25 protein-coding genes are annotated in these 22,304 nt (G+C 59.3%); 8 read left to right on the top strand and 17 right to left on the bottom strand.

Features of this window, described 5'->3' with window-relative positions; translation table 11 throughout:
• Positions 1-188 precede the first annotated feature (188 nt).
• The 3 genes from guaA to smpB all read right to left on the bottom strand — a co-directional run bounded on the left by guaA (position 189) and on the right by smpB (position 2,667).
• Positions 189-1,772 (bottom strand): glutamine-hydrolyzing GMP synthase, encoded by a 1,584-nt coding sequence (gene guaA, locus MOV80_RS02595; protein ID WP_085951926.1) that lies wholly within the window; start codon positions 1,770-1,772, stop codon positions 189-191.
• A gap of 86 nt (positions 1,773-1,858) precedes the next feature.
• Entirely contained in the window at positions 1,859-2,212 is a 354-nt protein-coding gene (locus MOV80_RS02590; protein ID WP_118266700.1) for a hypothetical protein, read from the bottom strand.
• Entirely contained in the window at positions 2,212-2,667 is a 456-nt protein-coding gene (gene smpB, locus MOV80_RS02585) for an SsrA-binding protein SmpB (protein ID WP_019103542.1), read from the bottom strand. The genes MOV80_RS02590 and smpB overlap by 1 nt, the downstream gene beginning before the upstream one ends.
• 205 nt (positions 2,668-2,872) lie before the next feature.
• On the opposite strand from smpB, the gene MOV80_RS02580 reads away from it, so the two are divergent.
• Positions 2,873-3,310: a type II toxin-antitoxin system RatA family toxin gene (locus MOV80_RS02580; RefSeq protein WP_019103543.1), complete on the top strand. Its 438-nt coding sequence runs from the start codon at positions 2,873-2,875 to the stop codon at positions 3,308-3,310.
• On the top strand, positions 3,303-3,611 hold the full coding sequence (locus MOV80_RS02575; protein ID WP_019103544.1) for an RnfH family protein: 309 nt from the start codon (positions 3,303-3,305) through the stop codon (positions 3,609-3,611). Before MOV80_RS02580 ends, MOV80_RS02575 begins: the two co-directional genes overlap by 8 nt.
• A 29-nt stretch (positions 3,612-3,640) precedes the next feature.
• Here MOV80_RS02575 and MOV80_RS02570 read toward each other — a convergent pair whose 3' ends face one another.
• The 5 genes from MOV80_RS02570 to MOV80_RS02550 all read right to left on the bottom strand — a co-directional run bounded on the left by MOV80_RS02570 (position 3,641) and on the right by MOV80_RS02550 (position 9,684).
• Positions 3,641-5,449 (bottom strand): GGDEF domain-containing protein, encoded by a 1,809-nt coding sequence (locus MOV80_RS02570; RefSeq protein ID WP_019103545.1) that lies wholly within the window; start codon positions 5,447-5,449, stop codon positions 3,641-3,643.
• Between the two features lie 79 nt (positions 5,450-5,528).
• Positions 5,529-5,819: a cell division protein FtsB gene (gene ftsB / locus MOV80_RS02565; protein ID WP_019103546.1), complete on the bottom strand. Its 291-nt coding sequence runs from the start codon at positions 5,817-5,819 to the stop codon at positions 5,529-5,531.
• Positions 5,820-5,823: 4 nt separating this feature from the next.
• Positions 5,824-7,107 carry a phosphopyruvate hydratase gene (eno, locus tag MOV80_RS02560; RefSeq protein ID WP_043635974.1) on the bottom strand — a complete coding sequence of 428 codons (1,284 nt, stop codon included), beginning with the start codon at positions 7,105-7,107 and terminating at the stop codon, positions 5,824-5,826.
• Positions 7,108-7,189: 82 nt separating this feature from the next.
• On the bottom strand, positions 7,190-8,041 hold the full coding sequence (gene kdsA / locus MOV80_RS02555; RefSeq protein WP_019103548.1) for a 3-deoxy-8-phosphooctulonate synthase: 852 nt from the start codon (positions 8,039-8,041) through the stop codon (positions 7,190-7,192).
• Positions 8,038-9,684: a CTP synthase gene (locus MOV80_RS02550; RefSeq protein WP_019103549.1), complete on the bottom strand. Its 1,647-nt coding sequence runs from the start codon at positions 9,682-9,684 to the stop codon at positions 8,038-8,040. Before MOV80_RS02550 ends, kdsA begins: the two co-directional genes overlap by 4 nt.
• A 287-nt stretch (positions 9,685-9,971) precedes the next feature.
• On the opposite strand from MOV80_RS02550, the gene rpmB reads away from it, so the two are divergent.
• Both rpmB and rpmG read left to right on the top strand, forming a co-directional pair.
• Positions 9,972-10,205: a 50S ribosomal protein L28 gene (gene rpmB, locus MOV80_RS02545; RefSeq protein ID WP_011137003.1), complete on the top strand. Its 234-nt coding sequence runs from the start codon at positions 9,972-9,974 to the stop codon at positions 10,203-10,205.
• Between the two features lie 34 nt (positions 10,206-10,239).
• Positions 10,240-10,395, top strand: a complete 156-nt coding sequence (gene rpmG, locus MOV80_RS02540; protein WP_017506994.1) for a 50S ribosomal protein L33 — start codon at positions 10,240-10,242, stop codon at positions 10,393-10,395.
• A gap of 119 nt (positions 10,396-10,514) precedes the next feature.
• Here the strand turns inward: rpmG and MOV80_RS02535 are convergent, their stop codons facing one another.
• Genes MOV80_RS02535 through MOV80_RS02495 form a run of 9 tightly spaced genes read right to left on the bottom strand, consistent with a single transcriptional unit; the run spans position 10,515 to position 18,910 of the window.
• Positions 10,515-11,345: a uracil-DNA glycosylase gene (locus tag MOV80_RS02535; protein ID WP_107732692.1), complete on the bottom strand. Its 831-nt coding sequence runs from the start codon at positions 11,343-11,345 to the stop codon at positions 10,515-10,517.
• The gene (gene rimI / locus MOV80_RS02530) at positions 11,342-11,785 is read right to left on the bottom strand and encodes a ribosomal protein S18-alanine N-acetyltransferase (RefSeq protein WP_107732691.1); all 444 of its coding nucleotides are present in this window, start codon (positions 11,783-11,785) and stop codon (positions 11,342-11,344) included. Before rimI ends, MOV80_RS02535 begins: the two co-directional genes overlap by 4 nt.
• A complete protein-coding gene (gene tsaB / locus MOV80_RS02525) occupies positions 11,782-12,456 on the bottom strand; it encodes a tRNA (adenosine(37)-N6)-threonylcarbamoyltransferase complex dimerization subunit type 1 TsaB (protein WP_107732690.1) in 675 nt (224 codons plus the stop codon). The genes rimI and tsaB overlap by 4 nt, the downstream gene beginning before the upstream one ends.
• Before the next feature lie 46 nt (positions 12,457-12,502).
• Positions 12,503-13,726 (bottom strand): EAL domain-containing protein, encoded by a 1,224-nt coding sequence (locus MOV80_RS02520; RefSeq protein WP_019101425.1) that lies wholly within the window; start codon positions 13,724-13,726, stop codon positions 12,503-12,505.
• 19 nt (positions 13,727-13,745) lie between these two features.
• Complete coding sequence (locus MOV80_RS02515) at positions 13,746-15,671, bottom strand: chemotaxis protein CheA (RefSeq protein ID WP_019101424.1); 1,926 nt, start codon at positions 15,669-15,671, stop codon at positions 13,746-13,748.
• A gap of 51 nt (positions 15,672-15,722) precedes the next feature.
• Positions 15,723-16,487 carry a protein phosphatase CheZ gene (gene cheZ / locus MOV80_RS02510; protein WP_043591867.1) on the bottom strand — a complete coding sequence of 255 codons (765 nt, stop codon included), beginning with the start codon at positions 16,485-16,487 and terminating at the stop codon, positions 15,723-15,725.
• A gap of 45 nt (positions 16,488-16,532) precedes the next feature.
• Complete coding sequence (gene cheY, locus MOV80_RS02505) at positions 16,533-16,928, bottom strand: chemotaxis response regulator CheY (RefSeq protein ID WP_019103157.1); 396 nt, start codon at positions 16,926-16,928, stop codon at positions 16,533-16,535.
• Positions 16,929-16,979: 51 nt separating this feature from the next.
• Complete coding sequence (locus MOV80_RS02500) at positions 16,980-17,918, bottom strand: chemotaxis protein (protein ID WP_019103158.1); 939 nt, start codon at positions 17,916-17,918, stop codon at positions 16,980-16,982.
• 38 nt (positions 17,919-17,956) lie between these two features.
• Positions 17,957-18,910 carry a chemotaxis protein gene (locus MOV80_RS02495; RefSeq protein WP_019103159.1) on the bottom strand — a complete coding sequence of 318 codons (954 nt, stop codon included), beginning with the start codon at positions 18,908-18,910 and terminating at the stop codon, positions 17,957-17,959.
• A gap of 179 nt (positions 18,911-19,089) precedes the next feature.
• Between MOV80_RS02495 and MOV80_RS02490 the strand changes: the two genes are divergently transcribed.
• From MOV80_RS02490 to MOV80_RS02475, 4 genes are all read left to right on the top strand, one after another.
• A complete protein-coding gene (locus MOV80_RS02490) occupies positions 19,090-20,247 on the top strand; it encodes a PAS domain-containing sensor histidine kinase (protein ID WP_043591864.1) in 1,158 nt (385 codons plus the stop codon).
• A 40-nt stretch (positions 20,248-20,287) separates the two neighbouring features.
• A complete protein-coding gene (locus MOV80_RS02485) occupies positions 20,288-20,593 on the top strand; it encodes an STAS domain-containing protein (RefSeq protein ID WP_039754785.1) in 306 nt (101 codons plus the stop codon).
• Positions 20,594-20,673: 80 nt separating this feature from the next.
• Complete coding sequence (locus MOV80_RS02480) at positions 20,674-21,666, top strand: SpoIIE family protein phosphatase (RefSeq protein WP_019101354.1); 993 nt, start codon at positions 20,674-20,676, stop codon at positions 21,664-21,666.
• A 259-nt stretch (positions 21,667-21,925) separates the two neighbouring features.
• The gene (locus tag MOV80_RS02475; RefSeq protein WP_019101355.1) at positions 21,926-22,291 is read left to right on the top strand and encodes a response regulator; all 366 of its coding nucleotides are present in this window, start codon (positions 21,926-21,928) and stop codon (positions 22,289-22,291) included.
• Positions 22,292-22,304: the final 13 nt, after the last annotated feature.

Genomic DNA, 22,304 nt, shown 5'->3' with positions numbered 1-22,304 from the left:
GACGGTGGCTAGTCGGGGGGCTCGGATCTGCTTAAGGCAATGCGAATATGGCGATATGGCAAACATGCCGCCAGTTTAGCGCGTGTTGGGAAATGTGGCGATAGTCAATTGCATTTTAACGGCATAAATTACACCGGGCATGGACAAGAAAAAACCCCGGCGCTGGGCCGGGGTTGATAGAAAGGCGCTTATTCCCACTCGATGGTGGCCGGCGGTTTGCCGGACACGTCGTAAACCACGCGGTTGATGCCCTTCACCTCATTGATGATGCGGTTGGAGGCGCGGCCCAGCAGGTTGTAAGGCAGTTCCGCCCAGTGGGCGGTCATGAAGTCGCTGGTGACCACGGCGCGCAGCGCGACGACATAATCGTAAGTGCGGCCGTCGCCCATTACGCCAACGGATTTCACCGGCAGGAACACGGCGAAGGCCTGGCTGGTCAGCTCGTACCAGTTCTTGCCGGTTTTCTCGTCCACGGTATTGCGCAGTTCTTCGATGAAGATGGCATCAGCCTGGCGCAGCAGGTCGGCGTATTCTTTCTTCACTTCGCCAAGGATGCGCACGCCAAGGCCCGGGCCCGGGAAGGGGTGACGGTAGACCATGTCGTGCGGCAGGCCGAGCGCGACGCCCAACTGGCGAACTTCGTCCTTGAACAGCTCGCGCAGCGGCTCCAGCAGTTTGAGGTTCATGTCTTCCGGCAGGCCGCCCACATTGTGGTGGCTCTTGATGGTGTGGGCTTTCTTGGTCTTGGCGCCGGCGGATTCGATCACATCCGGGTAGATAGTGCCTTGAGCCAGCCATTTGGCGTTGGTCAGCTTGCCGGATTCGCGGTCGAACACCTCAATGAATTCCGCGCCGATGATCTTGCGCTTCTTCTCTGGATCGCTTTCGCCGGCGAGCTTGCTCATGAAGTCGGCTTCCGCCTGCACATGCACTACTTTCACGCCCAGGTTCTGCGCGAACATTTCCATCACCATCTTGCCTTCATTCAGGCGTAGCAGGCCGTGATCGACGAAAACGCAGGTCAGCTGATTGCCGATGGCGCGGTGGATCAGTGCGGCGGCTACGGAGGAGTCCACGCCACCGGACAGGCCGAGGATGACTTCTTCGTCGCCCACTTGTTCGCGGATTTTCTTCACCGCTTCGTCGATGTAGTTGGGCATGGTCCAACTGGGTTTGCAGCCCGCTACGTGCAGCACAAAGCGGTGGATCATCTCGGTGCCGCGTTTGGTATGTGTCACTTCCGGATGGAACTGCACGCCGTAGAAGCCGCGGGCTTCGTCCGCCATCGCCGCATACGGGCAGGACGGGGTTTCGGCGATCACCTGGAAGCCGGCCGGTAGCGCGGTCACCTTGTCGCCGTGGCTCATCCATACGTCGAGGAAGCCGTTGCCGGCGTCGTCGATCTGATCCTGCAGGCCTTCCAGCAGCTTGGAGTGGTGGCGCGCCTTGATCTGGGCGTAGCCGAACTCGCGTTTGTCGCCGCTTTCCACCTTGCCGCCCAGGGTCTGGGCCATGAACTGCATGCCGTAGCAGATGCCCAGCACTGGAACGCCGAGTTCGAATAGCGCCGGATCTGCTTGGTAGTCGGATTCGTACACCGAGTTCGGGCCGCCGGAGAGGATGATGGCTTTGGGCGCGAATGCGCGGATTTCTTCAAGCGGCATGTCAAACGAATGAAGCTCACAGTAAACGTGAGCTTCGCGTACGCGGCGGGCAATCAGCTGGGTGACCTGAGAGCCGAAATCGAGAATGAGGACTTTGTCCATGCCTATCCTTCAGGAAATGTTGTGGGCCGTGCGGCCATGATGATTGAGATTGTGTCGCAGGAGGTTGAGCGCGCGGCGGCGCGGGCCTGCTTTCATTGTTCGCCGTCCCTCGACGGCAGTCGGAATCTGCGGCTGCGTTCCGGTATATGCTCGCTGCGGGCCAGCAGCATCAGCAGGCCGGCGACGATCATGCCGAAGGACAGCAGATGGCTGGGGCGCAGGCCCAGATTGTCGTAGAGATAGATCGCGCCGCCGGCGTAGACCAGCAGCGGGCTGGAGACCAGGGTGGATTTGTTGAAGCCGTCCACGATGAACAACAAGACTCCGGCGGCGGCCAGAAGCAAGGCGAGCAGGGTGGATGTGTTGGGCAGCAGCGAGGTGCTTTTCAGAAACCAGACCGATCCCAGGCAAATCAGCACGATGGGCAAGGCCGCGCTGCGGTTCATCAGGCGGCTCCACGCTGGTTTTTCATGAAGCGCTGTTTCTCGCGCTGCCATTCGCGGTCTTTTTCAGTGTCGCGCTTGTCGTGCAGCTTCTTGCCTTTGGCCAGCCCCACTTCCGCCTTGATGTTGCCGCGGGTGTAGTGCAGGTCCAGCGCCATCATGGTGTAGCCGGCGCGTTCCACCTTGCCGATGAAGCGGTTGATCTGTTCTTGGGACAGCAACAGTTTACGCGGACGAACCGGGTCGGCTTTGACGTGGGTGGACGCGGATTGCAGTGGCGTGATGTGGCAGCCGATCAGCCAGAACGCGCCGTTTTTCCAATCCACGTAGCTTTCCTTCAGTTGGACGCGGCCGGCGCGGATGGCCTTGACCTCCCAACCTTCCAGCACGAGCCCGGCTTCGAGCTTTTCCTCGATGAAGTAGTCGTGGAAGGCCTTGCGGTTCTGGATGATGCTCATGTCGCCTACGGGATGTTTTTTGAATGAATCCTCTATTGTATCAGAAGCAGCCGGCTTGCCAAAGCCATGAAAACACAGCGCTTTGACGCGAAGCCGGGATGAGGCCGGGTAGGGCGCGCCGGATTTTGTTAAACTTGCGGTTTTTACCGATGCTGACAATTTCCCGGCCAGGGATGGGGCAGCGGAGACGATAAGCGAGCGATGGATGCAGGTGGTTGAAAAAAGCGTATTGGTGGCGCATACGCCGGCGCAGATGTTTGCGCTGGTGGATGATATCGAGCATTACAGCCGGTTCCTGCCCTGGTGCGGCAAGGCCGAGGTGTTGTCGCGCGAGGGCGATCAGGTGGTGGCCAGCTTGCACATCGATTATCTGAAAGTGAAGCAGCATTTCACCACTCGCAACACCAATCAAGCGGGCGAGGCCATTCTGATGGAGTTGGTGGATGGTCCGTTCGAGCATTTGGAGGGTCGCTGGCGTTTCCTGCCTTTGGGCGAGATCGGCTGCAAGGTGGAGTTCCGGCTCAGCTATCAGTTTTCCAGCAAGATACTGGAAATGATCATCGGCCCTGTGTTCGGACATATTTCCGGCACGCTGGTGGACGCCTTCATCAAGGAAGCGGACAAGGTGTACGGCGATGACTGAAGTTTTGCAGGTGGAAGTGGCGTTGGCATTGCCCGAGCTTCAGGAGCTGGTGGTTTTGCGGGTGGCGCCGGGCACAACGGCGCGCCAGGCGGTGGAGCTGTCCGGCCTGCTGGCGCGCGTCCCTGAATGGGCGCCGGAGAGCTTGAAGCTGGGCGTATTCGGCAAGGCGGTGAAAGACGACGCGCCGCTGCGCGAGCATGACAGGGTGGAGATTTACCGACCCTTGATCGCGGACCCCAAGACGGTGCGGCGTCAACGCGCCGAGGCTGGAAAACAGATGAAAAAAGGCGGCGGGAACTAGCCGCCGCCGAGAGGATGTCCAAGCGTTGTTTATAGCTGGGGCGACATCAGTGAGGGTGGCTGCTCCTCCGCCGAGTGCACGCGGTTCTTGCCGTTGAGTTTGGCTTGATACATTGCCTGGTCGGCGCGCTCCAGCACGTCGGCTTCTTGTTCGCCCAAATGCCATTTGGCGACGCCGGCGCTGAAGGTGATCAGCAGGCGGTCGTTGTTGGCCAAGAAAAACGTTTTGGTTAGTTCGCGCTGCAGCCGCTGCACGGTGGCGACGGCTTCTTCTTCCGGGGTGTCCGGCATCAGGATCACGAATTCCTCACCGCCGAAGCGGGCGACGATATCGGCTGGGCGCAGGCTGTGCTTGATCGTGTCCACCAGGTATTTCAGGGCATCGTCGCCGGCTAGGTGGCCGTATTTGTCGTTCAGTTGCTTGAAGTTGTCCACGTCGAGCAGGGCGACGGACAGTGGCGCGCCGGTGCGCTCCGCGCGGCTGATTTCGCGCTGGAAATGCTCTGCCAGGCCGCGGCGGTTGAAAGCGCCGGTCAACTGATCTTCGCGCACCTTGGCACTGGCGGCTTCCAGCGCGGTTTCCAGTTCGGCGATTCTTTGTTCGGCGGCTTCCACTTGCTCCTTGGCGGACAGCAGCTCATCGCGGGAGCGAGTCAGGTCCAGTTGCATCAGCGAGGTATCTTCCATCAAGGAGCCGATGATGCTGCCCAGCTCCTCGACGTTCTGCGACTGTTTGATGCGAGTGCTGTGGTCCTTGATCTTGTTCTGGAAGTCGTCGGTACTGTCCGTCATCATCGCCAGCCGCGAGATGAAGCGGTCCAGCAAGGAGCGCAGCGAGCTTGCCGCCTCGTCCAGCGAGGTTTTCAGTTGGCCTTGCTTGCGGATCACGTCCTTGAGGCTGGACTCCATCTGGTAGACCTGCTGCATGGACAGCGGCTCATGGCTAAGGATGTCTTGCAGCGAATGAACCTGCCCCACCAGGTAGGTGTCCGTGTGGTTGAGCTCGGCGATGTTCTCCAGCAGCAGGCGCAGCAGGTTGGTCATCGCCGACACCAGGCGGTCGTCTTGCTGCGATTGCAGCTCCAGCTTGATCATGAAGGCCCGCAGCTTGGGCATGTAGGCGTTGAGCGTGGCGTCGTCGGCCACTTGATTCAGTTCGCCCAGCAGCGCCTCCAGCGCATCCACCAATTCCGGGTAGTTGATCAGGCGAGGCTCCAGGCCGTGCTTAAGGGCGAAGCTCAGCGTGCGCTGCCAGGCCAGCCAGCTGTTGCTGGGCGCGTCGGCCCCGTCTTCATCGAGGCCGGCTACCGGAGCGGGGGTGTCGGAGCTTGCCGCGCCGTTGCCATTGGACGGGGGCATGGACTGGGTCCAGTTCTGAATCAGCGTGGCCAGTTTCTGGTTCAGTTCGTCCGGCTGGTTGCCGTAATTGATCAGCACCCGTTCCAGCGTGGACTGCTTGTGGTGCTGCGGCATATTGGGCAGCCGAAGGTCCCAGTTTCGGATCAGATTTTGGATCAGCATGCCCCAGCTGTGTTGTTGCTGGCTGGCGCTGAGAGAGGCGCGCAGAAAGTCGATGATCAGTTGCGGGGCTTGTTCCCAGCGATTTTCGTCGCAGACTTGCTTGAGGCGGGTAAGAGTGACTTTGGCCTGCACGCTTTCCTGGGGCAGGGTTTCCAGTGCGCGCAGCAGCAACACGGCAAGCTTGTTGTCGCGGTCGACCGGCGTTTGCGTCAGCTCGTGATAGACCCGCTCAAAGTTTTCCGGCGTCGGCAACAGCTTGCGCACCGTCAGCTGTTTGAGCGTTTCTCGTGCGACTTCGATGGGGTTTTGTGTTGTCATTGCCCAAACCTTGGACTTTTTTAGACCGGACGTCATTCTTGTTGTCTGTTCAGCTCTACAGTGCGGTCCGGGCGGATATTTAGCGAGGCGTTGGCTTCACCGGATCCAGCAATTGGAAAAAAACTTCACCATTCCGAATCATGCCAAGTTCATTGCGGGCTCTCTCCTCAATGGCGTCCGTCCCCTGTTTTAAATCACGCACTTCCGCGTCCAGCGCGGCGTTGCGGGCCACCAGCTTTTGGGTGGTCGCCCGCTGTTCCTGTAGTTGCTTGTCCAGCTGCCAGACTCTGAGCCAGCTACCTTTTCCAAACCACAACGGCCATTGCAGGGCCAGTATTACTGTCACCAGAGTCAGGGTCAGCCAGCGCATACGATTACTTCAGGTGGTAAAAGGCAGCTTTGCCCGGGTAGTAGGCCGCATCGCCCAGTTCTTCTTCGATGCGCAGCAACTGGTTGTATTTCGCCATGCGGTCGGAGCGGGACAGCGAGCCGGTTTTGATCTGCATGCAGTTGGTGGCAACGGCCAGATCCGCGATGGTGCTGTCTTCGGTTTCGCCGGAGCGATGGCTCATAACGCTGGTATAGCGGGAACGCTTCGCGAGATCAACCGCTTTCAGCGTTTCCGACAGTGTGCCGATCTGGTTGACCTTGACTAGCAGCGAGTTGGCGAGGCCGCCTTCGATGCCCTTGGCCAGAATCTTGGGGTTGGTGACGAACAAGTCGTCGCCGACGATCTGCACGCGGGAGCCCAGGCGCTCGGTCAGCAGCTTCCAGCCGTCCCAGTCGTGCTCGCTCATGCCGTCTTCGATCGACAGAATCGGGTAGTTGTTGACCAGGGTTTCCAGGTAGTCGGCGAACTGCTCGGAAGTGAGCTGCAGGCCTTCGGCGGTCAGGTGGTACTTGCCGTCCTTGTAGAACTCGGAGGAGGCGCAGTCCAGCGCCAGCATCACGTCCTGGCCGGCCACGTAGCCGGCGGCGTCGATGGCTTCCAGGATCAGTTTGATCGCGTCTTCATGGCTCTTCAGGTTGGGCGCGAAGCCGCCTTCGTCGCCCACGGTGGTAGCGTAGCCTTTTTGATCGCAAATCTTCTTCAGGCTGTGGAAGATTTCGGCGCCGCAGCGCAGCGCTTCGCGGAAGGTTTGCGCGCCCACCGGCATGATCATGAATTCCTGGATGTCCAGGGTGTTGTTGGCGTGAGCGCCGCCGTTGATGACGTTCATCATCGGAACCGGCAGGGCCATCGGACCGGCGCCGCCCAGGTAGCGGTAGAGAGGCAGGCCTGCGTCTTCGGCTGCGGCGCGGGCCACCGCCATGGACACGGCCAGCAGCGCGTTGGCGCCGAGGCGGGATTTGGTTTCGGTGCCGTCCAGTTCGATCAGGGTCTTGTCGATGAAGGCCTGGTCGCTGGCGTCGAGGCCGATGATGGCTTCGCAGATTTCAGTGTTGATGTTTTCCACCGCCTTCAACACGCCCTTGCCCAGATAGCGGCTTTTATCGCCGTCGCGCAGTTCCAGCGCTTCTTTTTCGCCGGTGGAGGCGCCGCTGGGCACCGCCGCGCGACCCATGACGCCGGACTCCAGCAATACGTCTGCTTCCACGGTCGGATTGCCGCGCGAATCCAGAATCTCACGAGCTACCACATCGATGATCGAACTCATTTACATTTCCTTCAAAGGCTGGTTGTGTTCGGGCGGAGGGCAAGCAACCGGCCGGAGCCGGTTGCGATCTGCGCCTGCCGGTTTACAGGGTGTGTTCCGGCCAGGGATTGTGCTTGACTAACTCGTCCAGCGCCTTGAGCGTAGTCAGCAGTTCCTTCATGCGCGGCAAGGGCCAGGCATTGGGGCCGTCGGACATTGCGCAGGCCGGGTCCGGATGGGTTTCCATGAAGATGCCGGCGATGCCGGACGCCACCGCGGCGCGCGCCAGCACCGGCACGAATTCGCGCTGGCCGCCGGAAGAAGTGCCTTGGCCGCCGGGCAGCTGCACCGAGTGGGTGGCGTCGTAAACCACCGGGCACTGGGTGTCGCGCATGATCATCAGCGAACGCATGTCGGATACGAGGTTGTTGTAGCCGAAGGACACGCCGCGTTCGCAAGCCATGAAGCTGTCTGGTTCGAGGTTGGCTTCTTGCGCGGCGGCGCGGGCCTTGTCGATCACGTTCTTCATGTCACCAGGGGCCAGAAACTGGCCCTTCTTGATGTTTACCGGTTTGCCGCACTGGGCGACTGCGCGGATGAAGTCGGTTTGGCGGCACAGGAAGGCGGGCGTTTGCAGCACGTCGACCACGCTGGCGACTTGCACGATTTCATTTTCGCTGTGCACGTCGGTCAGCACGGGCACGCCAATCTGGCGTTTCACTTCCGAGAGGATGCGCAGGCCTTCATCGATGCCGAAGCCGCGGAAGGAGGAACCGGAGGAACGGTTGGCCTTGTCGTAGCTCGATTTGTAGATGAAGTTGATGCCCAGTTCAGAGGTGATTTCCTTGAGCTGACCGGCGGTGTCCAGCGCCATCTGTTCGCTCTCGATCACGCAGGGGCCCGCGATCAGGAACAGCGGCTGGTTGAGGCCGACTTCGAATCCGCACAGTTTCATGCCTTGGGTCCTTGCTTGTCCGCTTGGTATTGCAGCGCCGCTTTCACGTAGGAGATGAACAGCGGGTGGCCGTCGCGCGGAGTCGAGGTGAATTCCGGATGGAACTGGCAGGCGAAGAACCAGCGGTGGTTAGCCAGCTCGATGGTTTCGACCAGCTTCTCATGACCGGCGGAGCGGCCGCTGATGATCAGGCCGGCCTGTTCCAGGCGCGGAATGTAGTAGTTGTTCACTTCATAGCGGTGGCGATGGCGCTCGACGATCTCGCTGTCGCCGTAGATGTTCGCCGCCAGGGAGTTCGGAACCAGGTCGCACTGCTGGCCGCCCAGGCGCATGGTGCCGCCCAGGTTGGAGTTTTCGTCGCGCTTTTCCACCTTGCCGTCGTGGTTGACCCATTCGTCGATCAGCGCCACCACGGGGAAGTTGGTGTCGAGGTCGAATTCAGTGGAGTTGGCGCCGGCCATGCCCGCCACGTCGCGAGCGTATTCGATCAGCGCGATCTGCATGCCCAGGCAGATGCCCATGTAGGGGATGTCGTTTTCGCGGGCGAATTTGACCGCTTTGATCTTGCCTTCCACGCCGCGCTTGCCAAAGCCGCCCGGCACCAGGATCGCGTCCATGTCCTTCAGCGAATCGGCGCCGTCGCGTTCGATTTCCTCGGAGTCCACGTAGATAATGTTGACGTTGGTGCGGGTGTGGATGCCGGCGTGTTTCAGCGCTTCGGTCAGCGATTTGTAGGACTCGGTCAAGTCAACGTATTTGCCGACCATGGCGATGTTGATGCTGTGGTCCGGGTGCTCGATCGCGTCGATGATGCGGCCCCATACCGACAGATCCGCCTTGGGCAGGTCCAGCTGCAGCTGCTCGGCGATGATCTCGTCGATGCCCTGGTTGTGGAGCATGGCCGGCACTTTGTAGATGGAGTCGGAGTCGTAACAGCCGATAACGGCGTTTTCTTCCACATTGCAGAACAGCGCGATCTTGCGCTTTTCGTCTTCCGGCAGTTCGCGGTCCATCCGGCAGAGCAGGATGTCCGGCTGAATGCCGATCTCGCGCAATTCTTTTACCGAGTGCTGGGTCGGTTTGGTCTTGATCTCGCCGGCGGTGGCGATGTAAGGCACATAGGACAGGTGCACGTACAGGGTGTTCTTGCGGCCCAGATTGGAGCGCATCTGGCGGATGGCCTCCAGGAACGGCAGCGATTCGATGTCGCCCACGGTGCCGCCGATCTCGACGATGGCGACGTCCGCGTCGGCCGCGCCTTCGTGCATCTTCAGCTTGATTTCGTCGGTGATGTGCGGGATCACTTGCACGGTGCCGCCCAGGTAGTCGCCGCGGCGCTCCTTGGTGATCACGGACTCGTATACCTGACCGGTGGTGAAGTTGTTGCTTTTCTTCATCTTCGCGTGGATGAAGCGCTCGTAGTGGCCCAGATCAAGGTCGGTTTCCGCGCCGTCTTCGGTGACGAACACCTCGCCATGCTGGAAAGGGCTCATTGTGCCCGGATCGACGTTGATGTAGGGGTCGAGCTTCAGCATGGTGACTTTCAGCCCGCGAGACTCGAGGATGGCGGCGATGGACGCAGCGGCAATGCCCTTACCCAGGGAGGACACCACACCGCCGGTTACGAAGATGTACTTGGTCATGAGATTACGGCTCTATGGGAATCCGGGATTCTACCCTGAAATCGTTGCGATTTGAATCGCTTCGAACCATGTTGTTGCAAGTCGCGCCGACACCCCGAGCAGCCGCCGGTCGCGTCGCGCGGCTTGGCAAAGAAGTGCTCGCATCTCTGTGGCGAATACGGTACAATTGCCGCCGACTGTTTCATACACGATCGCGCCCATGCAGTGAAAGGGTGCGTTTTCTGCTTGAGTGTCTGGCTTTATCTATGATATAAAGCCAGCTTTTACCGGTTTTGGGAGTGTTTAACATGGCGCGTGTTTGCAAAGTCACCGGCAAGCGTCCGATGACCGGGAACAATGTTTCCCACGCCAACAATAAGACTAAACGTCGTTTCCTGCCCAACCTGCAATATCGCAAGTTCTGGGTTGAGAGCGAAAACCGCTGGGTGCGTCTGCGCGTATCCAACGCGGCACTGCGTACCATCGACAAGGTTGGCATCGATGTAGTGCTGGCTGATCTGCGCGCTCGCGGCGAGATCTGATTGCGGTCAACCAGAAAGCTACTGAGGTAATAACATGCGCGATAAAATCAAGCTTGAGTCCACTGCTGGCACCGGCCACTTCTACACGACTACGAAGAACAAGCGTACGATGCCGGAAAAAATGGAGATCAAGAAATTTGATCCCGTTGCTCGCAAACACGTTCTGTACAAAGAAACCAAGCTGAAATAAGCCGGTTTCCGCGGGAACGCGAAAGTAAAGAGCCCTTCTCTGGTGCACGGAGAAGGGTTTTTTTCTTTATGGTTTGGGACTAAAAAACCCCGTCAAGCATGCTTGGCGGGGTTTTGCGTTTAATCGGCGCTTAGGCGGCCGAAAGTCTTTTTGGCGAACACCAAGTCTTGCCAGGCTTTTTGTTTGTCCGGCTGATTGCGCAACAGGTAGGCCGGGTGATAGCTGACGATCAAAGGGATGTCCTGGTAGCTGTGCAGCTTGCCGCGCAATTGACCAATGCCTTTTTCTGTTTGCAGCAGAGTTTGGGCGGCAAAACGGCCAAGCGCCAGAATCAATGTGGGCTGGATGTGCTGAATTTGCTGGATCAGATAGTTCTGACAGGAGGCAATTTCATCGCCGCTAGGATTGCGGTTGCCGGGCGGGCGGCATTTGAGCACGTTGGCGATATATACATCGCGGTCGCGGTCCAGTCCGGTCGCGCTCAGCATGTTGTCCAGCAACTGGCCGGCGCGGCCGACGAAGGGCTGGCCTTGTCTGTCCTCTTGTTCGCCCGGCGCTTCGCCGATCAACAGCCAGCGCGCCTGCTTGTTGCCGCGACCGAAAACGGTTTGAGTGCGGGTTTGGCAAAGGCGGCAGTCGCGGCAATCGCGTACCGTGCGTTCGAGCGCGTCCCACTCTAGCAAAGGTGAGGCGTGGGCTTGAGGTGCGGGAGACGCGACGGGTGGGGCGATGTCGGCTGCAGGCGAGGGGGCAAGCAGTACGGCCGGCTGGGCCGGCGTGACGGCCTCCTCGCGCGGCGGCGCCGGGCACTCCTCCGGCTCCATATCGGTTTCCACCAGTGTTTCCTGTGGGCGGCTTAGCGTCGCAGGATGCTGCTCGAACCAACCGGGGCGAGCTTCCCAGGATGGGCCCAGTCCTATCACGCTTTGAATCAGCGCGGCGCGGCTCATAGCGTGGCCTCCATCAGGACCGCGTCTTCGCGGCCGTCGGCGCAGGGGTAGTAGTTCTTGCGTCGGCCGTTTTCAACGAAACCTTGGCTTGCGTACAGGCTGCGGGCAACGGCGTTGCCGGCCCGTACTTCCAGGAATAGGCGCCTTGCACCGCTCGCGGCCAGAGTGGCGCTTAGTTCTCGCAGTAGTTGTTTGCCCAAGCCCTGGCCTTGCCATTGTGGATCTATCACGATGTTGAGCAGTTCCGCTTCGTCCAGCACGGTTTGGGTAACGGCGAAGCCCCGTAGTTGGTTCGAGGCGAACATGCCGTGAAACTGGTGACCGCAGCGCACGGAGTCCCGGTATTGGGCGGCGGACCAGCCGTGTGCGCAGGCGCGGCTCTCTAGCTCGGCCAGCTGCCTCGTGTCGTCGGGCTGGAAAGTGTGGTAGTACGGGGTCATTTCTGGCGTGCCTGCTGCTGTTCCTGTGCGGTCAGGGCGACTTTATTACGCACGTAAAGCAGTTCCGCTTCGCGCGGGTGAGTTTGCGGATAACGGCCGCTGCGCGCCAACGAGAAGTAGGCGATGGCGTTGGGCAGCAGATCCGCGCGGACGATGGCGACGCCGGCATTGTCTTGCAGACAGGGGTAGCGTTCAAAGCCGTCGCCAGCGGCAATATCGACTCGCTCCGGCCAAAGCACGGCTTCCGGCGCGCCGACGCTTATCGGGTCCAGCCGTTCCGGCGCGGCACCTTCGGCGACTCGATAGCAGGCGCTGTAAACCTGCTGCATCCTGGCGTCGAGACAGACCAGCACCGTGCCAGTGCTGGCTTGTTGAGCGACGTTGTCCAGCGTTGGAATGCCGATAACCGGAATGCCGGCGGAGAAAGCCAGCCCTTGAGCCAGGCCGCAGGCGATGCGTAGGCCGGTGAAGGAGCCGGGGCCCTGGCCGAAGGCGATGGCGTCGAGTTGCTCCAGGCGCAATTCCGCCTGTTCCAGTAGGCAAGCCAATTCCGGCAGCGCGCGTTCCGCGTGCTTTTGCTCGACTTTCTCGTGGAAGGAGAAAATACGCGAGCCGTTGTCAATGGCTAGGGATAGAAACGAGGTGGAGCAATCAATGGCAAGCAATTTCATCGGGGAATTCGGTCTCAAGCTTAAGCGCGTACTGCAAGACTGCGAATTATAAGCCGAGTTCTTCCACCCAGGCGAGCGCGGAGACATGGGCCTGGTTGAACTGTTCGCTGCTGAGGTTCAATTGGGCGCAGAGTTCTGGCACGCCGGTGAGTTGGCCGTCCTCGCAGGCTTTGACCAGTTTGAGGAAGCGGCTCATCGTGCCTTTTTCGTGCAACAGGGCTTCGGTGATGGTTTCCGGCAGCTGCAGGTGCTCGATGATGTTGGCCATCGGCATGTCGAACAGCACGTCCAGCAGGCTGAACATGCCGATGATGAACAGATTGTCGCAGGTATCGTGACGCTCGCCGTGGGCTTTGCCCAGCAACTCCATGAAGCGGCCGCGTGTGACCGCGGTTTTTTGCAGCGCTGGGGGCGCGTGGCCTTCATCGGAGGCTGTGACCAGTAATAGGGTCAGCCAGCGGTAGAGCTTTTGGTATCCCAGTACGGTGACTGCGTGAGAGAAGGAGCTGATGCTGGTGTTCAGGCCGGCGGCCGCGGAGTTTACGTAGCGCAGCAGCTTGTAAGACAGGGCCAGGTCGCGTTTGAGAACCTGCTCGACGTCGCGGATGTCGGCGTCCAGCCGCAGCAGGTTGAGCAGCTCCAGGGTGTTGCGAAAAGATGGGTGGATGACCTTGGCGGACAGCGTTTCCGGCTGGGCGAAGTAGAAGCCCTGAAAACCGTCCATGCCCAGTTCCTTGCAGAGATGGAACTGAGCGTGGGTTTCCACGCGTTCGGCGATGCGGATCACCGGATAGCTGCGCAAGCGGGACGCCAGCATCTGGAAGCGGTTTGTGTCTTGGTGCTGGATGTCCAGCTTGACGTAGTTGGCCAGTTCCAGAAAGGCCGCAGCCGGCGATTCGAAGCTGAAGTCGTCCAGAGAAATGCCGAAACCCAGCGAGCGAAGGTGCCGCGCGCGCGACAGCAGTTCGTTGGAGGGCACGATGCGCGGCGAGATGTCGAGAATGACGCGGCGCGGCGGCAGCAGCTCAAGAAACTCGCTGCTGAGCATGGCTTCGCCGATGTTGATGAAGGCCAGCTTGCTGCCGATCAGCCAGCTGGTGCCCATATTATTGAGGGTGTTGACCAGCACCTGAGTGTCGGCTTGCAGTTCTGTATGCTTGCCGACGCCTGAGGCCTCGCCGCTAGGACGAAAAAGCAGCTCATAGCCAATGAGCTGCTGGTTGCGATTGAGAACGGCCTGCCTGCCTATGAAGGCGCTAGTCGAGGTCATTGTCCCGGTATGCCTTTGCTCAGGTGGCGATCAGGTCCGCGGATCGAGTGACGCTGTTGCTGGCTTCGCTGGAGGAGAGTAAATCTTCCATGTCTAGTACCAGTACGACCGAGCCGTCGCCGGACAGGGTGGCGCCGGCCACGCCTTTCGGACGAATGTTCTGCAGCGGCTTGATCACAACGTCGTCGCGGCCGACGAAAGAGTCGATCGCCAGGATGAAGGACTTTTCCGCGGACTGCATCAATACGCCGAAGTAGGGTTTCTGCGTCGGCTCCCAGCCTAGCAGGCCGGCCAGAGTTTTCAGCGGCAGGATTTCGTCGCGCACCACGATGGTGGGTTTGCCCGACACTTCCTGGATCGCGTTCGGGTCGATGGTGATGATTTCACGCACCATCGCAAGAGGCACGGCGAACGGTTGGTTGCAAGCGCGCACCACCAGCACGGGAAGGATGGCCAGTGTCAGCGGCAGCGAGATGCTGATGCGGGTGCCTTCGCCCGGCACCGAGTTGATATCGATGCGGCCGTTCAGTTTCTGGATATTGGTGCGCACCACGTCCATGCCCACGCCGCGACCGGACACGCTGGAAATCTGGTCCTTGGTGGAGAAGCCGGGCAGGAAGATCAGCTGCAGGCACTGTTTTTCATCCAGAGAGTTGGCGCTTTCCTGATCAATAAGACCTTTTTCGATCGCCTTGCGGCGCAGGGCGTCGGCGTTCATGCCTTTGCCGTCGTCGGTGATCTCGATCAGGATGTGATCGCCTACTTGTTCCGCGGTCAGCTGCACCAGCGCCTGCGGCTTCTTGCCGGCGGCGATGCGGTCTTCAGGCTGTTCGATGCCGTGGTCGACTGCGTTGCGCACCAAGTGGACCAGAGGATCATTCAAATCCTCAATCATGGTCTTGTCCAGCTCGGTTTCTTCGCCGGACAGCACCAACTCAACTTCCTTGCCCAACTGACGGGCTAGGTCGCGCGCCAAGCGCGGGTATTTCTGGAACAGGCGGCCAATCGGCTGCATGCGGGTTTTCATCACCGCGTTTTGCAGATCTCCTACCAGCAGGTCCAGTTGGCTGATCGCTTCATCCAGGGAGCGTAGTGTGTTGGTATCGCGGTTGCCTTGCAGGATCTCGGTGCGCAGCGTGGTCAGGCGGTTCTTGGTCAGGCCGATTTCGCCGGACAGGTTGAGCACCATGTCTAGACGCACGGTATCGATGCGGATAGTGTTTTCCTGGGGGCCGCTGCTGCTGGGCGCGCTGGCGGCCGGCTTGCTCGGAGCCGGTTTAGCCGCCGGTTTGGGGGTCGCGGGAGCGGCTGCAACCGGCGCGGGCGCAGGCGCAGCCGGGGCTGCCGCAGCGGCTTGAGGCGCGGGGGCAGGCGTAGCCGCCGGCGTCGGCGCGGGCGCGCCGCCCGGAGCGACGGCTTGGTATAGCTGGTTCCAGTCCGGACCTTGACCGTTGCCGGCGGCGGGTGTCGGAGCCGAGGGGGCTGTCGCCGGCGCCGGAGCGGGGGCTGCGGCCGGAGCTGGTTCGACGGTAGGTGCTTCTTCGGACAAGGCCTCTCCCGCCAGTGCGGCGTCCAAAGCCGCCAGGATGCGCGGGTCGGCTTCGCTGGGCATCAGGCCCTGGCCCATGGTGCCGAACATGTCGCGGACGATACCTGTGGCGTCAAGAATCACGTCCATGATACCGGCGGTGATGTGCAGTTGACCGTTGCGGAGTTTGTCGAACAGGTTTTCGGTGCGATGGCATAGATTGATCATCGGGCCGACGTTGAGAAAGCCTGCACCGCCCTTGATGGTGTGGAAGCCTCTGAAAATGTCGTTCAGCAGTGCCTTATCTTCCGGACGCTTTTCCAGTTCGACCAGTTTATTGTCTACATCGGAAAGGAGATCCGTAGACTCCATCAAGAAGTCTTGCAGCAGCTCTTCCATGCCGGCGAATTCGCTCATTTTCCACTCCCGCCACGCCTTGCTCGCGTGCTCTGTTCTGCGTGTTGTTCGTTAGAAGCCCAGGCTTTCCAGCAGGTCGTCGACCTGTTGCTGGCTGCTGACCACATCAGTGCGCCCTTCCGGGTTGATCACGGGGCCGTTCAGCAGATTGGTGCCCATGCCCAGCTCTTCTTTTTTCGCCTCGGGCGAGAACTCGATCAGGAAATTGACCAGCTCGCTTTCCAGCAGTTTGACCATGCCCATCATCTTTTTGATGACTTGACCGGTCAGATCCTGAAAGTCCTGGGCCATGACGATTTCCAGCAACTGGGTGCTGGTGGCCTGGGTCTGGGCCGGCACTTCATTTAAGTAGCTGCGCGTGTCGGCCGCAAGTTGCTGGAACTCTTCCACGGTCAACAGGTTGGCGTACAGACGTTCCCAGCGCGAGGACAATTCCAGCGCCTTGCTTTCCAACTGATCCTGATACGGTTTGGCCAGATCAGTGGCGTTGAGCACGCGTTCGGCCGAATTTTCCGTCAGGGTGGCGATGTAAGTCAGCCTGTCCTTGGCGTCTGGAATCGCATCCGCCATTTTTTCCAGAGATTTGTCGTAGCCTAGATCGCGTAGCGCATCATGCATTTTGCGGGTTAACTGACCAATTTGTTCATACATCGAGGTAGGACTGCCGGCAGTCCCGGCTGGCTGCGGAACGGCTGCCGCGGCTTCGGGCGCGGCGGGTTCCGACACCGGAGGGGCTTCGCTCTGCTGCATCGAGATGCTGTCGAACAGAGCCTCAAGCTCCGGGTTATCCCCGCTTTCCATGATGTGATTGGACACGGTAAATCCTCCTCAATACTGACGCAGACCGTTTTTTTTCGGCACTCAGGCTGGTTTATTCATGTTCTGGAAGATCTTGCTCATTTTCTCTTCCATGGTGGCGGCAGTGAAGGGCTTCACGATGTAACCGCTGGCTCCGGCCATGGCCGCTTCGATGATATTTTCGCGTTTGGCTTCCGCGGTAATCATCATGAAGGGCAGGTGTTTGAGCTGGGCGTCGGCGCGGACTGCCTTGAGCAGTTCGATGCCGGTCATATTGGGCATGTTCCAGTCGGAAACGATGAAGTCGAAATGCTGAGTCTTCAACTTGTGCAGCGCAACCATGCCGTCTTCGGCTTCGTCGACATTGGTGAATCCTAGCTCTTTCAAAAGGTTGCGCACGATTCTCCGCATGGTGGAGAAGTCGTCTACGACTAGGAAGCGAATATTCTTGTCTGCCATTGAGGTGTGTCCTGATTTATCTGAAATTCATCGAGCCGCATATTGTAGCGACTACCTCTGCAGGAATGGAATCAAAGTTTCAGCCAGTACGCCGGGGTCGAACTTGGCGACATAGGCATCCACGCCCACGCTGGAGCCCATCGCGCGGTTGGCGTTGGAGGACAGCGAGGAGTGCATCACGACCGGGATGCCGCGGAAGCGCTGATCGGATTTGATCAGCTTGGTCAGCACATAGCCGTCCATTTCCGGCATTTCGGCGTCCACGAGGATGATCTTCAGGTGGTCGTGCAGGCACTCGTCCTCGCCGAAGTTGCGGTTGGCCAGCGTTTGCAGCCGGTCCCATGCCTCGCGGCCGTTGGTGGCCTGCTGGAATTTGATGCCCATCTTTTCCAGCACGCCGGTGATTTCCTTGCGGGCTACGACAGAGTCGTCGACGAAGAAGATGTACTGATCGTTTTCCAATTGAGCGGTGGGAACGTCGGGCAGGCGCGGCTCGCCGACCACGCTGGCCAAGATTTGCTCCACGTCCAGAATGGACACCAGTTTGCCGTTTTCCAGTTCGGTAATCGCGGTGATCAGATTCTGATTGGTGCCGCTGGCCGCCATCATGTTTTCCGGCGCGCGCACCTTGTCCCAATCAACGCGGATGATGCGGTCCACCGAGTCAACCAGAAAGGCCTGGGTGCTCTTGTTGAATTCGGTGACGATCATGGTTTCGTAGCTGCGGGTCTGGTCGGCGCCGATGAATTTGCCAAGCGAAATGACCGGGATGATATTGCCGCGTAGCGACAGCACGCCTTCCACGCCAAAAGGCATGTTCGGCGTTTTGGTGATGGCGGGCGTCTGCGACACCTCGCGCACTTTGAAAACATTGATGCCGAAGGTTTCCCGCGTCCCAAGCGAAAACAGCAGAATCTCCATTTTGTTGGAACCCGCCAGTTTGGTCCTGGCGTCAACGGTTGCAAGCAAGGAGGCGTCTGTGGCTGCCATATCTGTCCCTCTCCCTTAATGCTTTTGCTTACTTGATCTTAGTCTTTGGGTTCCAGATTCAGCATCTGGCGCAGTTTCATCGACAGTTTCTGCGGTTCGAATTTGGCGACGTAGGAATCCACGCCGACCGATTCGCCCAGCTTCTGATTCGAGGAACCGGAAAGGGAGGAGTGCATCAACACCGGAATGCCGTTGAAACGCGGATCGCTCTTGATCATCTTGGTCAGCATATAGCCGTCCATTTCCGGCATTTCCACGTCGGTCAGCACTAAGTGCAGCGAATCCGACAGTTTTTTGCCGGCAAGGTCGGCCTGATTGGCCATTTTCTGCAATTCTTCCCATCCGCGCATGCCATTGATGGCGGAGGTGTACTGGATGTTCATTGCTTCCAGCGTGCGTTCAATCTGCTTGCGCGCCACGGCGGAGTCGTCGGCGAAGAAAATCCGGCGTGGTTCCTTGACCGGCTCGATTCCGAGGAAGGTGTGGCCGTCGTCGATGATGGTGGTTTCCGCCAGTACTTTTTCCACGTCCATCATCATGACCAGTGTGCCATTGTCCAGTTCGGTGACGGCGGTCACCAGGCCGGCCATGCGGTTGGTGATCATTTCCGGTGGCACGCGCATTGCGGACCAGTCCAGACGCAGGATGGTGTCCACCGCCTCTACCAGGAAGCCTTGAGTGTGGGCGTTGTACTCGGTGACGATCATGATTTCCGGTTTGTTGCTGGTCACCACGCCGGTGTATTTGGCCAAGTCGATGACCGGCACCAGCGCACCACGCAGGCTGACCATGCCTTCCACCGAGGAGGGCATTTCGGGCGCGGAGGTGATTTCCGGCGTGCGCATGACTTCGCGCACTTTGAACACGTTGATCCCGAAGATTTCCTTGCGCCCCGTGCGCTGATCCTGGCCCAACGAGAACAGGAGGATTTCCAGCTTGTTGGTGCCGGCCAGTTTCGTCCTGGCGTCGATTTTTTTGAGAAGCTCTGACACAGAAACCTCCGCTGCATTCTTTTGAAGTGGCGTACTACTACCCTTTATACGCCAGATATCGGTTTTGCCCGGTTTTTTTTGCTGAGCCTCATGCCAGATAACAGGTTGGCTCAGCGATACCCATTCATTATCATACTGTTTAAGTGGTTTTTACAAATAACTCGCAAGCGATTCGGCATATGGTTTCAAGCCTCAAAGATCAGCAGCAGCTAGAAGCCGCGTTCGAGCAATTCAATGCGGTATCCGGCCAACTTATTGATGCATATAGACAACTTGAGAGCCAAGTGACAGTTCTCAATGCGCAATTGGACGAAGCCAATAATCAGCTGCGCAAACAGCGGGATGAGAACGCGATGCTGGCCGAGCGCTTGGGCTTGCTGCTGGAGGCGCTGCCCGCGGGCGTGGTCCAAGTCTCGGCCGAAGGCGTGGTCTCGGCGGTGAATCCCGCGGCCAGCCGGATGCTAAATGGTTGTTCTGTAGGGGCTTTATGGCGAGACATGCTTGCAGGGCTTGTACGTTCGGAGCTGGACGACACTTATTGCCATCTGCATGGGGAGCCGGGTTTGGTGTTGACGATGCAATGCCAGGACCTGCCATCTGTCGGTGGGCAGATTGTGCTTATTCACGATGTATCTCGTTTGCATCAATTGACCGGAGAATTGGCCCGCCAGCAGAAGTTGGCGTCCATGGGAGGCATGGCGGCGGCATTGGCGCATCAGCTGCGCACGCCGTTGGCCACGGCGATGTTGTATACGGCGAACTTGAAGCAGGATATTCCGCGGGCGGAAGACCGCGCTCGTTTCGTTGACAAGAGCCTGGCGCGGATGCGGGCGCTGGAGAGTTTGATCCAGAACATGCTGAGTTTTGTCCGTGGTCAGGTAACGACGCTGGAGCCTTTGGATCTGGAGGGGCTGCTGGAGGATTTACGCGCGGTCATGCAACCACAATGTCATGAAAAAGGCGTGCTTTTTGATTGCAATGTAGTGGTGTCATCTGCCATAAAGGTCTTGGTGGACCGCAAAGCCTTGCAGGGGGCCTTGGTGAATCTGTTGGAGAACGCCTGGCACTTCTCCGCAAGCGGGGATGTGGTGCGACTATCGGTGGAGGAGGGTGAGACCGCTTTACTGTTTCGGGTGGAGGACTCGGGCCCCGGGTTCAATCCCGAGGAGTTGGAGAAGATGTTTGAACCGTTCTTCACAACCCGCCCCGGTGGTACAGGCTTGGGCTTGGCCATCGTCAAGAAAGTGGTGGACGAGCTGGGCGGACAAGTGCGTTGTTTCAACAAGGGGGAGGGCGGAGCCTGTTTCGAGCTTAGCCTTCCGATGATGCAACCGTGATGGATGTGCCGTTTATTCAGAAGAAAGCCGAGGACGCCGCATGAGACCCATTGTCAAAGTAGAGGGCAGAGTTGGGAAGATGATCCTGATCGGACAGTTCGATTTCAACCTGCACCGGGAATTCCGTCAGGCCAGCCAGGAACTGCTGGACAATCCGGAGGTGCAAGAGATTGAGATTGATTTCGATCAGGTGCCGTTTCTGGATAGTTCCGCGCTTGGAATGCTGCTGTTGCTGAAGGAGCGTGCGGCTGGGCAGAAAAAGAGCATGACCTTGATCAATTGTCGCGAGGCGGTGATGCAGGTGTTTGAAATCGCCTGCTTCAACAAGATGTTCACCATTAAGTAAGTTCAAGCATTGGAGCGTCTGTGCGCATCCGGGCCTGGTTGTCCGCTGATGCCGAGGCACGGGTTCGTGGCGATCCTTGGTTGTCAGCGCTGGATTGGTGGTTTTGCGGTGGCGCCGACTTCGCAGTGGGCGGCAAGCAGGACCTTTGGCTGACGAATCTGGCGGACGCTCCCGCCGAGCTGTTCGAGCAGTGGGAGGGCGACAAGCCCTTGTGGGTGTTTTCGTCAGGGCGTCCTGCGCCCTGGCTGGCCACGCCCAATATTCACTTTCTGCGCGGAGACTTCGACGCGGACTTGCTGCGCAACCGGCTGCTGGCCTGGCATTGGCAGCAACATGCGCTTTGCCCGTGTTTATTCGGCGCGGCGGCGTTCGACATCATAAACGGCGCCATGTCCCTGTATAGGCCGTCGAAACAGGCGGCTGTCCGCATGTTTCCCTTGGAAGTGTCCGTCAAGCCGGTAGAGGCGGTGGGCGGCGACGTGGTGTTACGCGCGGATTTGCCGGAACGAACCTTGCTGATCCTTGGGGACGCGTCCGGTCACGGACAAGGATCGGCGCTGGACGCCGCACTGCTGGCGCTGGGGGCGTCGCGGGTGCTGCTGGGGCAGCCTTTGTCCTTGCCGACGTTGCGCGAACTCAATGCCTTCATGCATCGCCATGTGGCCGACGGGCGCTATGTCGGCAGCGCTTTGCTGGAAATTGACTGGGGAGCTCGCGAGGTGCGACTGGTCAATGCCGGCATGCCGGATATCTTGCTGTTTCTGTCCACCAGGCTTGAGCGGCGTTTTTCCTCCATGTGCAGTCCGCTTGGCTTGCGCGCCGACATCGAATTGCAGCCGCCGCTGGCGTTGCCTTGGGCGGAGGGCCAGCATTTCCTGGCGCACAGCGATGGCATGGAAGAGTCGGATCTGCCGTACCTGCTGTCGCGTCTGTTGCGCTTGTCCAGCGTTTCCTCGGCCGACGCGTACGGCTATGGCCCCTTGCCGTCAATTCCGCTAGGCTTCAGCAGCCCATACAATGACGACATGTCGTCGTTGGCTTTCGCCGTGTCGGTGTCGCCGCGGCCGGTTTAACGACGTTTCTTGGCCGCATGCGTAGGCGCAGCGCGGATTCAGGCTTGAATCGGCGGGCTTTTTAGTTGATCAATCATTAATATCTGCGCGAATTTTCGCGCTTGGGCGGATCTGTCGTCTCGCCGTTGCGGAACGTGATGACGAGCGAGCAAGGTAAAGAATGGGAAACGGACCCAACGCAAACGGTGTCGGACTGACGACGAGCGAAGAGCCGCGTCAGGCGACCGAACGCAGGGAGGTTTCCTGAAACGGGGATGTTATGCACAAAAAAATACTGACGGTTGACGATTCCGCTTCGATTCGACAGATGGTGTCATTCACCTTGAAAAGCGCTGGTTACGAGGTGGTGGAGGCCGGGGACGGCAACGCCGGCCTGGCCAAGGCGCAGGGAGGCCAGTTCAATCTGGTGCTGACCGACCAAAACATGCCGGGCATGGATGGCCTGACCTTGATCCGCTCCTTGCGCAAACTGCCGGCGTATTCAACGACGCCTATTCTGATGCTGACCACGGAATCTAGCGATCAAATGAAGGCGCTTGGCCGCGCGGCCGGGGCCACGGGCTGGTTGGTCAAGCCTTTTGATCCGCAGAAGCTGCTGGATGTGGTCAAGCGCGTGATCGGCTGAATCTGCTGATCTT

It is taken from the genome of Chromobacterium sp. IRSSSOUMB001, assembly GCF_023507765.1.
In the GTDB taxonomy this organism is placed as follows: domain Bacteria; phylum Pseudomonadota; class Gammaproteobacteria; order Burkholderiales; family Chromobacteriaceae; genus Chromobacterium; species Chromobacterium haemolyticum.
This window is presented reverse-complemented; position numbering and strand designations above follow the sequence as displayed.